General features: G+C 59.5%; 11 protein-coding genes and 1 pseudogene. 6 read left to right on the top strand and 6 right to left on the bottom strand.

The window, feature by feature from the left end; genetic code table 11:
* Positions 1-542 (top strand): annotated as a pseudogene (locus Q0288_RS07625) (ABC transporter ATP-binding protein); the annotation flags it as partial.
* A gap of 1 nt (position 543) precedes the next feature.
* On the opposite strand, the gene Q0288_RS07630 reads toward Q0288_RS07625, so the two are convergent.
* Together Q0288_RS07630 and Q0288_RS07635 are read right to left on the bottom strand one after the other, a co-directional pair.
* Positions 544-723, bottom strand: coding sequence for a twin-arginine translocase TatA/TatE family subunit (locus Q0288_RS07630; RefSeq protein WP_299429300.1), 180 nt, complete (start codon positions 721-723; stop codon positions 544-546).
* Positions 724-832: 109 nt separating this feature from the next.
* On the bottom strand, positions 833-1,915 hold the full coding sequence (locus Q0288_RS07635; protein ID WP_299429301.1) for an FtsW/RodA/SpoVE family cell cycle protein: 1,083 nt from the start codon (positions 1,913-1,915) through the stop codon (positions 833-835).
* A gap of 483 nt (positions 1,916-2,398) precedes the next feature.
* On the opposite strand from Q0288_RS07635, the gene Q0288_RS07640 reads away from it, so the two are divergent.
* The 3 genes from Q0288_RS07640 to Q0288_RS07650 all read left to right on the top strand — a co-directional run bounded on the left by Q0288_RS07640 (position 2,399) and on the right by Q0288_RS07650 (position 4,411).
* A complete protein-coding gene (locus Q0288_RS07640) occupies positions 2,399-3,592 on the top strand; it encodes a thiolase family protein (RefSeq protein WP_299429302.1) in 1,194 nt (397 codons plus the stop codon).
* Positions 3,593-3,745: 153 nt separating this feature from the next.
* Positions 3,746-4,054, top strand: coding sequence for a DUF4342 domain-containing protein (locus tag Q0288_RS07645; RefSeq protein WP_299429303.1), 309 nt, complete (start codon positions 3,746-3,748; stop codon positions 4,052-4,054).
* A 15-nt stretch (positions 4,055-4,069) separates the two neighbouring features.
* Positions 4,070-4,411 (top strand): DUF4342 domain-containing protein, encoded by a 342-nt coding sequence (locus Q0288_RS07650; RefSeq protein WP_299429304.1) that lies wholly within the window; start codon positions 4,070-4,072, stop codon positions 4,409-4,411.
* Positions 4,412-4,430: 19 nt separating this feature from the next.
* Here the strand turns inward: Q0288_RS07650 and Q0288_RS07655 are convergent, their stop codons facing one another.
* From Q0288_RS07655 to Q0288_RS07670, 4 genes are all read right to left on the bottom strand, one after another.
* Positions 4,431-4,757 carry a DUF503 domain-containing protein gene (locus tag Q0288_RS07655; protein ID WP_299429305.1) on the bottom strand — a complete coding sequence of 109 codons (327 nt, stop codon included), beginning with the start codon at positions 4,755-4,757 and terminating at the stop codon, positions 4,431-4,433.
* Between the two features lie 58 nt (positions 4,758-4,815).
* Complete coding sequence (gene fdhD, locus Q0288_RS07660; RefSeq protein ID WP_299429306.1) at positions 4,816-5,682, bottom strand: formate dehydrogenase accessory sulfurtransferase FdhD; 867 nt, start codon at positions 5,680-5,682, stop codon at positions 4,816-4,818.
* Positions 5,618-7,867, bottom strand: a complete 2,250-nt coding sequence (locus Q0288_RS07665; protein WP_299429307.1) for an FdhF/YdeP family oxidoreductase — start codon at positions 7,865-7,867, stop codon at positions 5,618-5,620. The genes fdhD and Q0288_RS07665 overlap by 65 nt, the downstream gene beginning before the upstream one ends.
* 296 nt (positions 7,868-8,163) lie before the next feature.
* Positions 8,164-9,228, bottom strand: a complete 1,065-nt coding sequence (locus tag Q0288_RS07670) for an alpha/beta hydrolase (protein WP_299429308.1) — start codon at positions 9,226-9,228, stop codon at positions 8,164-8,166.
* A 266-nt stretch (positions 9,229-9,494) separates the two neighbouring features.
* Here Q0288_RS07670 and Q0288_RS07675 point away from each other — a divergent pair, with 266 nt between their 5' ends.
* A complete protein-coding gene (locus tag Q0288_RS07675) occupies positions 9,495-10,256 on the top strand; it encodes a 50S ribosomal protein L11 methyltransferase (RefSeq protein ID WP_299429309.1) in 762 nt (253 codons plus the stop codon).
* Between the two features lie 39 nt (positions 10,257-10,295).
* Positions 10,296-10,994, top strand: coding sequence for a 16S rRNA (uracil(1498)-N(3))-methyltransferase (locus tag Q0288_RS07680; protein WP_299429310.1), 699 nt, complete (start codon positions 10,296-10,298; stop codon positions 10,992-10,994).
* The last annotated feature ends 90 nt before the right edge of the window (positions 10,995-11,084 follow it).

An 11,084-nucleotide genomic window follows, 5' to 3' on the forward strand; every position in this document is an offset into this window, starting at 1 on the left:
GGGGGGTTCTGGAGCGTCTCAAAGCCCTCCAGATACCCACCCTGGTAGCCTCGCACGATCAGTGGCTGGCCCAACGGGCCGACTGGATGGCGGTTCTGACTCGAGCAGGTCTGGTACAGCAGGGCAGTTCGGAAGAGGTCTTCACCCGTCCAGCGACCCTCGAGGTGGCCCGGCTTGTTGGATTCCGCAACCTTTGGCCGGGGAAGATTGTCTCCGTAGAAGGCCCCTGGCTACAAGTATCCACTGCACTGGGGATGCTCAAAGCATCGGGATATCCCGAAGCCCGAGTGGGGCAGACGGTCCGCCTGGGGATTCGCCCGGAAGAGGTTTTTACCCTTGACGGGGACGTTAACCGCATCCGGGGCGAGGTTAAGCATCTGCACTCACAGGGTTTGCGGTTTCGAGGGCAGCTTGTGGTGGGAAAAGAGGTTCTGGACTTTTTAATACCCCGTTACAAACAGACCCAGCTCGAGCTGAAGGAAGGCCAACAGCTCGAGGTGGCCCTCGAGCCGCGCTACTTACACCTGATGCCAGGTGACTGACCTACGACTGTTTCTGCTCTGTCTTGCTCTCCTCCGGCTTCTTTTCTTCCTCGCTTATACCTTTGCGGAACTCCTTGGCCGACTGGCCTAGACCTCGAGCCAGCTCGGGTAGCTTTCGGGCACCAAACAGCAAAACCACAATCACCAGAATGATGATTAGCTCAGTAGGGCCGATAGGCATACACTTCCTCCTTCGCACAAGTATACGCCGACTAGCCTAAGCCAAACTGTAAACCTAGGCGGAAACCGGACGGTCTCATTCTTTTTGAAAACCGCCTCTGACAACCGCCCTAGACTTCCCTATAGCGATCCCGGTGCATTAGCAAAGCTAAGCCCAGGCCCAGATAAACCATGACCAGGCTACTGCCCCCTTTAGAAACCAGTGGCAGCGTGAGCCCTGTCACTGGAGCCAGCCCCAGTGCGACCGCTATATTGACTACCACCTGAAAGGCCAGCATCGAGAGCATGCCCGCAATCACCAACCGATCCTCCATTCGCACGCATTCCAGGATCATTCGGCCCAGGCGGAAAAAAAGCAGGGCATATAACAGCATCAGGGTTGCTGCTCCCGCAAAGCCCCACTCCTCGGCCAGCACCGAAAAGATGAAGTCGGTCTGGCGCTCGGGTACGAACCCCAGTTGGGTCTGGGTGCCTGCGCCAAAGCCCTTTCCCATCAACCCTCCCGAGCCAATAGCAATGGTGGACTGGATTTGTTGGAAGCCCCTGCCCCTGGGGTCTTTAGACAGGTCGAACAAAATTTCGACCCGATCCCGCTGGTACTGGTTGAGGTTTGGCCAGATGGCCATGGGTACCAGCACCGCTACGGTTACCAGTCCGATGATGATGTGGCGTACAGGCATGCCCCGCACAAACAAAATACCAAGAAGCCCGGCGATCAGCACCAGAGTACCCCCCAGGTCGGGCTGGATAAACACCAGCCCTAAGATGGGAGCGGCAAACAAGACCGGCATAACATAATCCAGCGGGCGTTCCAGGGGCCGGGCTGCCAGGACTCGAGCCAGCATCAGGATGAGGCCAATCTTGGCGATCTCGAGCGGCTGAAAGCCAACGGGCCCCAGATCAAACCAGGCCCTGGCCCCATTGATCTCGCGCCCTACCAGCAGAACCAGCCCCAGCATCAAAACCGACACCCCATACAGCGGAAAAGCCCAGGACAGCAGTTGACGGCGGGAGAACATCTGTACCAGCAGGGCCAGCCCAACCGCAAGGGGAAAGGCCATCAGTTGTTGCAGCCACACCCCCCGGCTGGGGGCCGCACTGTAAAGCGTGACCAGTCCAATCAAGTTAATCAGAAAAACCAGGCTAATCAGCACCCAGTCATAGGCCAATACCGGCACCCTGCGCAACGTCACCCCCTCAGTTTATTGGGGTGCGGTGAGATTTGTGTTGCCAAAGGTATTAATACTGGAGAGCGAACGGGAAAATAGTGCTAGACTCTTTCTTGAAAAGGAGGTTTCCCCATGGACGAAATCATCGCCATCACCGCTGGTATCGTGATTATTTTTTTGCTAATCATGTTTGTTTTCTTCGTGAAGGATAAGGGTTTGGGCAGCAAGGATGGACACTAAGCAGCAGGCCAACCTCTTTCGCCCTGCTTTTTTTGCTTTCTCTTCTACAAAAACCAGATACCTCTGACCTCTGCACGGCTTTCGATTGAAATGCCCGGCAAAACCGTTCTGGCAAGCACGGTGACACCATCGGGGACGGTAACACCCATCGTACTGGACCTGCCCATTCCGAACTGAGCACTTGCGCAGGGTGGCATAACTTGATTTAAGGGGCACCAATTTACGTGAGCGTAAGGAACTATCGTAACATGGCGTTTGGAGGCAGTTATGCGCGAGGTGTTCGTGGTCTCGGCGGTGCGCACCCCAATTGGGCGGTTTGGCGGGGTGCTGAAAGACTTTTCGCCCATTGATCTGGGAGCCCAGGTCATGAAAGTTGCCCTCGAGAAAGCCAGTCTGAGTGGCGCTGACCTGGATTTATTTGTGTTTGGACAGGTCTTGCGGGCTGGCCATGGGCAGTTGCCGCCCCGTCAGGCAGCCATCAAGGCCGGAATCCCCAACACCGTAAATGGCTATGCGGTGGACATGGTGTGTGCCTCGGGGATGCAGGCGGCTGCCAACGGTGCCCTGGCCATCAAGAATGGCGATGCTGAGGTGGTGCTGGTAGGAGGCATGGAGTCTATGACCCAGACCGGCTTCTACCTGTCCAGTCGAGCACGTTGGGGCTACAAATACCTGGCGGGTGCGCCGGAGCAGCTTCAGGACATTCTGCAGCGCGACGGCTTGTCCGACCCTTTCACTGGAGAGGCCATGGGTGACCAGACCGAGCGACTGGCTGCCGAGTTTGGGGTGACCCGCACAGAACTGGACGAAGTGGCGATGTACTCCAACCTGCGCGCGGCCCGGGCGCAGGAGGCCTGCCACTTTAGCCGTGAGATCGTTCCCCTCGAGGTCAAGACCCGCAAAGGAATAGAGAAAGTCGAAATAGACGAGGGTGTGCGGCCCGATACCACCCTGGAATCGCTGGCCGCCCTGCGCCCGGCCTTCAAGAAAGATGGGTTGCTGACCGCAGGCAATGCCTCGCAAATCTCCGATGGGGCGGCAGCCCTGGTGTTAGCCAGCACGGAAACGGTGCAGAAGCAAGGTCTAAAACCCATTGCACGGATTCTGGGCAGTAGCTGGGCTGCCGGTGAGCCCTGGCGCTTCCCTGAAGCGCCGGTTCCAGCCGTCAAAAAGCTGCTGGAAAAGCACAAGCTCACCGTATCCGACTTCCACCTCTTTGAAAACAACGAAGCCTTTGCCCTCAACAACCTTTTATTTAATCGCTTGTTGGGGGTACCCATGGACAGCCTGAACGTTCATGGGGGCGCCATTGCCCTGGGCCACCCCATCGGGGCTTCGGGCGCCCGGATCCTCACTACTCTGATTCACGCCCTGCACACCCAGGGCAAGGAGCGCGGTCTGGCCGCCATCTGCCACGGAACCGGTGGCTCCACCGCAATGGCCCTGGAAGCAATTGGGTAGTGCGTTCTAAGGAATGCATGGCCAGTTGGGGACGCAGAGTGGTTGCGGCGAGTTGAAAATGCTGGCAAACTACGATAAGGCGGCTGATCCTACTTCCTTTAGCGGAGGGTTTTTTCATCTCTGCGTGCTAGCATCGAGAGCGGAGGTTTTGCCATGAGTCAGGAATCCAAAAAAACCTGGACAGAAGAACTCGAGGTCTCGGGCGGTCAACTGGTAGATAAACTCAAGGAGTTGTTGCAGCAAGCCAACACCCGCCGGGTCACCATCTGCAAGGCCAACGGCGAGGAAATCTTCTCCGTGCCGCTCACCGTCGGCATCCTGGTGGGGGGCGTGGTGACTTTTGCCGCCCCTGTGCTGGCGGCGCTGGGAGTGATTGCGGGAGTAGCCACCAAAGTCAAACTTCGCGTTCAACGCGAAGAGGGGGCAACCACCGAGATTCGACCGGAAGACAAACTAGATTGAGCACTGGAGGATTGAATGGATCCTACCCCCGGACCCGAAAAAACCTGGGTTGAGGAAGTACAGGTGCAGGGCAGCGAGCTGGTTAACAAGATCCAGGAGCTACTGCGAGACGCTACCGCCACCCGGGTCACCATCTGCAAGCCCAACGGGGAAGAGTTGATCTCGTTGCCGCTCACGGTGGGGGTGCTGGTAGGGGGCCTGCTCACCCTGGCGGCTCCACGGCTGGCAGCCATTGGGGCAATTGGAGGCCTCATTGCGCAGTTCACACTCAAGGTAGAACGCCACAACGATGGGCAGTTGCAAGCCCGCACACCACAGGAGGAAGCCCAGACCAACTTCCCCGACCAACCGGCCTGAACACTGCTCCTTTTATGGGTCAGGTAGCCCAGTTGGGCATCAGGTCTTCCAGGCTTACTTCCTCGATGCTCCAGCTAAAGCCTACTACCTCGTACTCGGCCTGGGCTGCGATAAAGTCAGCGGCTTCGCGCAGCACGGTCTCGACCCAGACCCCGTCGTAGCCGATCAAGCTGAAGCCCACCACCTCCCAGCCGTGGTCATCCTGTCCGGCCAGCCGAGCTGCTGAGACGGGAAAGCGCGCCCGCAGACGCTCGATGGTCGGTTTAACCAGCGCCCGTTTTTCTTTGAGGCTTTTTACCCAGGGCATTTCCAGTCGTGCAGTATAGATGCCCAGATAGGCTTTCATACTCTAGATTCTGCCACACCGGTAAGGATTGAAGCTGCAGAGGGCGCTTGCGCCCTGACTATGGCAACCGATCAAACTCAATTCGTTGGGGCGCGGTGTACAGGTTGAACGAGTCCCGCAAGAAGCCGATGAGCGTAAGGTTGAACTCCTCAGCCAGTTCCACAGCCAGACTGCTGGGGGCCGAAATCGAGGCCAGAATCGGGATGCCTGCGGCCAGGGTTTTCTGTGCGAGCTCGTAGCTGGCCCGCCCACTGACCAAGACCAGACCCTGCGAAAGTGGGAGCCGACTTCCCAGCAGTGCCCAGCCCACCAGTTTGTCCAGCGCGTTGTGACGGCCTACATCCTCGCGTACGGCCAGCAGATTTCCGCCTGTATCGTACAGTGCGGCTGCGTGAAGCCCTCCGGTCTGCTGGAAGAGCCCTTGATGAGCACGCAGTTTCTGGGGTAACTGGGCCACGGTCTGAGCCGGGATTCGAAAATCCGAGTCCAGCCTCGAGTGCCTCAGCCGCAGATTCTCCAGCCCCGACTTCCCGCACACACCACAGGCTGAACTGGTGTAGAAGTGCCGCTCGAGCGGCAGGTCTGGTAACATCTCCGACTTCAACTCGACGTTGACAATGTTGTACTGTTGGGGTTCGCCCGGGTCGGGGCAGTAAGCAATTCGCCGGACTTCATCCCGACTCCCGATCACCCCTTCGGCAAACAAAAACCCGGCTGCCAGCTCAAAATCGCTACCCGGCGTTCGCATCGTCACCGCCAGGGTCTTGCTGACCACTGCTCTCTCGCTACCCGCCACCAGCCGTATTTCCAGCGGCTCCTCGGTCACGAGCTGGTCGAATCGGGCGATGGCCCGTCCGCCCTCAATCCGAAGCAACCGGGCTCGGGTTTTGGCTTTGGGGCGGTTTCTGGGTGTGGATATAGACATAAGCCTCTTTATAGGCCGGAATCCTGGCCTTTGTCGAGCGATGCGCTGGGTCAATCAGGACATTGCCCTCCGGCCAGTGAACCTGCAGGCAGCCGGGCCGGAGGTCGGCAACGAACACCTGTCCGGCCAGCGTGCCAGACTGATTTTGCAGCCAGATACGCTGGCCGGGTTGCAGGCCGAGGGTTTGCAGGTCGGTCTGGCTGATCAGTACGGCGTCGCGGGGGGCTCCATTGATGGGATCGTTAGGTGCGTGCACCATGCTATTGAATTGCTTACCGCGCCGCGTAACCAGACGGAAAGCGCCTTCCGGGACGGCGCTCCTGGGCAGCGTAACCGCCTTGAAATGGGCCAGCCCATCGGGTGTGAGGCAGACCCCATCGCGACATAAGTGCGGCCCACCGTACTGAAAGGCATCGCCCCTGGCCTGCAGGTGCTGGATGCCATCGTAGAGCGGGATAACCCGCGCGATTTCCTCTCGCACGGCGGCAGTATTGGCAAACCGTACTTTTTCGGCCAGTTCGGGCTTGCAGATTCGAGCTACCATCTCCTGAAAGACCTGCCCCTCCCAGCGGGCTTCGGCGATACGGGGGCCGGGGATTTCGGGGCTGTAGATTACCCGCCGCTCGGTACTGGTCTGGGTGCAGCCACCTGGAATTTCGTAACGGGTGGTAGCTGGCAGCAAAATAACCTCCTCGCCCGGCTCTACCAGCATCTGCGAGGAGAGCAGAATGTCCTGGTGGATGCGCAACGGTATCTCGGTCAGGCGGGCTTCGGCCTGGGCTGGACGGGGCAGGGTTTCCAGGAAGTTTCCACCCACGCTCCAGAGCATCTCCAGGCGGCCTTCCAGCATCTCCGCTACCGTGAGGCCCGGCCGGTCAGGCACGGTAAAGCCCCAGTGCTGGGTAAGGGCTGCTGCACTTTCGGGATTAATGGAAATTCCCCCCGGAAAGACCGAGGCATAGGCTCCCATCTCGGCCCCGCCCTGTACGCCGGAGTGTCCACGAATGGGCATCAGGCCACAGCCCTCTCTTCCCAAATACCCCCTGGCCAGCCCCAGATTCACAATGGCCTGCACGGTGTCCTCGGCCTGGGTGTGCTGGGTAATGCCCATGCTCCAGACCAGTACGGCCCTATCGGCCCTGGCCAGGAGGAGGGCGAACTCGAGCATCTCTTGCTTGCTCTGCCCGGAGAGCCGTTCAAGCTCCTCCCAGGGGCTCGAGTCCACCATCGTCTTCACCGCTGCAAAACCGCTGGTGTGCTCTGCAATGAAGGTGTGGTTCAGCCAGTCTTGTTCAAAAAGGTGTTTGAGCGTCCCGGCAATAAAGGCGCTATCACCCCCCGGCTGCACCAGAAAAAACCGGTCGGTAATCCGGGTGCCAAACAAGGCACTCTCGAGGTTGGAAGGAATCCAGTAGTGCTGCATGGCGGGTTCTTGATAGGGGTTCACGCAGACCACCTGGGTTCCGGCCTTCCTGGCATAGTAGAGATATTTCATCAACACCGGCTGATTGACCGCCGGGTTGGAGCCAAAGAACACCACCAGATCCGTCCCAATCAAGTCGGTATAGCTACAGGTGGTGGCGGCCACGCCTATGGACTCCTTGAGCGCTACTGTGCTGGGGCTGTGGCAGATGCGGGCGGCATTATCAATGTTGTTGGTTCCCAGGGCCCGCACGGCTTTCTGGGCCACATAATAGGTTTCGTTGGGGGTGCCCCGGCTGGTCAGGTAGAAGCCCAATCGGTCGGGCGGAGCCGTGCACATCCGCCATCCAATGCGATCCAGGGCCTCGTCCCAACTGATGCGCGTGAAACCCGGCTCCCCTTTGCGGCGGTGCATGGGACAGGGAAGACGACCCAGAGCCCGCAGCTCGGCAGAGCTTTTGGTGCGCAGGCCCTCGACATCCTCTAGCAGCTTGATGTCCAGTGGCCCCATGGTATTGAGCCGTAGCAGCCGCAGCCGGATGTTGCATAGGTGAAGGCCGTCAATTGTCCAGTCTTTGAGGCCGCTGGTGCCCAGGGCGCAGCCATCGCAGACCCCATCGCGCAGGATGCGCCAGGCATAACCCAGGTTATCGGCATTCTCGCCCAGTGCCCGGAAAACCTCGAGGAAGTTGTTGGGCTTTTGCAGGCCGGTTCCCAGAGGCCGCAGGCTAACCCAGGTTTCGGGGCTCCACCCTTTTTTCACAGGCCTGACTGCCACACCATGCCTCCGTTAGTGGTCTCATTCTAAGGCCCAACCTCAGGAATGTTCAGTAAGGGGAGGCGTTGGTATCACCCATGAGCCCGCTTCAAACTTCAACCAGTGGCCCATCCAGTCGTAAAATTCCAGACCTGCAAAGCGCTTCTTGTAGTCGGACTCGGAAGGCTCCTGGCAGGCCTTGCCCCATGCCAATGAGTAGCCGATGGAAAGCAGAATGATCAGGCTGCCCAGACACTGCCTCGAGTATGCCGGATCGAAGCACTGGTAGACGCTCGAGGTGGCTAAACCGACTTCAGGTGTCCGTGGAACATGGCATCGAAGATTTCGGGCCTTTCCATGTGGGGGGAGTGGCCGGTCTCGGCGATGACCTCTTCGCGGAAGGAGCCTCCAGCAGCTCTGTACTGTTCCAACACATAGCGGGTCTGACCCACCATCGGCTGTGGGGGGTGTACTGCATCGCCGGGCCAGCCTGGAACCAGCCCTAGCTTGCCCAGGGTGCCCATGTTGAACAGACTCATATCCCCCACAATCTGGTCGTCGGAGCCCCGCACCCAGAGGATGGGAGGCTTGGCCGGGGTCGAGAGCATCTTCTGCACGCTCTCGCCGATGTACCGGGGTGAGATGGCGTTGGCTGGGCCCCACTTGCCGGGGGCCACACTGGGCCAGTTGGACGAGGTTTCCAGGTCGCCGGGATACCTGTCCGGCCCGATTTTTTCGGAGAGAACGCCCGAGAGCAGGGCTTCTTCGCGGGGGTGCTGGAAGGGTGGCTTCCAGTAAAAGCTGTTCATGACCGTGCGGGGAGAAGCCTGGTATTCCGTGCCGCGATACCCTTCGGCAATGAGCCTGGCGAACTCGGGGTTGACGATGCCGCCCCCCGAGCCAGCAAAATCCGGGGCGCAGGGGGTACCCTGGGGGTCTTTGGTGCCGCCAAAGCCAAAGGGCGAGCCGGGTGCAATCACGGTAGCCGTGTAGATGCGCTCGGGCGCAGCCGCCAGCATGGCCCAGATCACGCTGCCACCCAGCGAGTGTCCCGCCACATGAAAACGGACATAGCCCATCACATCCATCAGGCCCAGCAAGTCTGCCACCCAGTCCATGCAGCCCTGGGTGGCATCTATCCGCTTGTCCTCGGTATCGCCATAGCCACGCAGGTCGGGAGCGATGCTGCGAAAGGCCGCAGGCAGGGCCAACATGGTCTCTTCCCAGAAGGTGTTGCTGCTAGCGTTGCCGTGAATCAGGAGCACCGGCACGCCGTCTGAAGGCCCCCGCAGCAAAACGTGCATCTGCAGGCGGGGGGTCTGGATCATTCTGGACTCGAGGCCCGGCAAGGAAGGGATAGAACCCATGACATACTCCTCCAAATTTGAGATAGCCCATGTTACCGGGTTTCTGTTACAAACTTGTTACCCACCTCCTTAAAGCAGGACTACCACCTCGAGGTGCTTTCTAAAGAAAGTAGCCGGGTCGTGAGCTACCCACCGCGTAACGGCGGATCCGCCCGCTGCAGGTGTCTTGAGGGTCCAACGCTCCCAGGCCAGCCAAGGCCGTAGGGGGCAGCACTGGGCCCCACGGGCTAAACAAACTCAATAGGTGCAGCGTAGACTATCTGGGTATGTATGTCTTTCGCCTGCGCGGCGACTTTCAAAGCCTGGATATTTATTCCGCGGCCCTTTTCGAGCTGGGGGCCAGGGGGCTGGAGGAAAAAGCCGGTGAGGTCTGGGCCTATTTTCCCCAGCGGGTCGAGCTGGCTTTTCCGGGGGAGTGGGTTCAGTTGCCCGATACCGACTGGTTGGAAGCCTACAAGCGCGATCTGAAGCCAGTAGTGGCCGAACCTTTTGTGGTGCTGGCTCCGTGGCACCAGTGGAGCGGCAGCCAGAAGCGCATTGTAATTGAGCCCGGCATGGCCTTTGGCACCGGTCACCACGAGACCACCCGGATGGCTTTGGAAACCCTGGCGCGTCGTATCGAACCCGATATGCAGGTGCTCGATCTGGGAACTGGTTCGGGTATCCTGGCCATTGGCACTGCCCTGCTGGGAGCAGAGGCGGTGGGTGTGGATATAGACCCTGCGGTGATTCCCCAGGCCATCGAGAATGCCCGGCTCAACAAGGTGCAGGTGCGTTTTCTGGCGGGTAGTCTGGAAGACTTTGAAGGCCCGGTGGATCTGGTAGTAGCGAACCTGCATGCCGAACTGCATGCTTTTTTTGCCAGTGCCTATCGGAAGGTGTTTGGTGTGTGCGGGACACTGATTCTGACCGGCATTTTGGCCGAGCGAGAGACCCTCGTGCGACGGGCCCTCGAGGCCAACGCCTTCGATCTGCTTCAGCGCCGTCAGGAAGGCGAGTGGGTCTGCCTGACCTACGCTGCGGTGTAGACCCCAACCCGGCGAATGTTATCTCTAGCTGGAGAATCTATGCGCTCTCACCGTGCTTTCGTACCAAAACTTCTGGCTGAGATTGAGCTGGGGGGGCCGGAGGCGCACCACCTGATGGAGGTGTTACGGGCTCGAGTCGGCGATAACCTCACGGTGTTTGACGGTAAAGGGCTGGAAGGTCGTGCCACTGTGGTGCAGGCCGAGCACGGTTTGGTACGCTTACGCATTGACCAAACCTGGTCTGCCAGCAATGAAACCCCGCAACCCATCACCCTCTATGTGGCGCTGCTCAAAGGAGACCATCTGGCCGAAGTGGTGCGGGCCGCTACCGAGCTAGGCGCAAGCCAGATTGTCCCCATCCTCACGCAGCACTGCGTGGTGCGCGAGCTGGGCGAGAACAAACTGCTTCGCCTGCGCCGCATCGCCCTCGAGGCGGCCAAACAGTGCGAACGCAGTGTAATTCCCCAGATCGGGCCGTTGTTGTCGCTAAACCGCATCCCTGCGGTCGAGCAAGGTTTCGTGGCCCATCCCGGGGTATCGGCACTGGTGCGTGATGGCTTTAATCCCGCAAAGCCCACGGCGCTCCTCACCGGCCCGGAAGGGGGCCTTGGCGAAGCCGAAGTTGGGCTGCTCGAGCAGCAAGGCTTCACCCCAGTCACATTGGGACCCCGTATCCTGCGGGCAGAAACAGCGCCGATTGCGCTTTTGAGCCTGGTTACGGCGGCTGCAGGATTATGAACCTCATGCGTTGGACAGTGGTTGGTTGTTTGTTGCTGCTACCGGCTTGTCGCTATACCTTTGTTCCGCTCGACCCAGGCCGGGCTACGC

It is taken from the genome of uncultured Meiothermus sp. (assembly GCF_937863175.1).
GTDB lineage: Bacteria > Deinococcota > Deinococci > Deinococcales > Thermaceae > Meiothermus.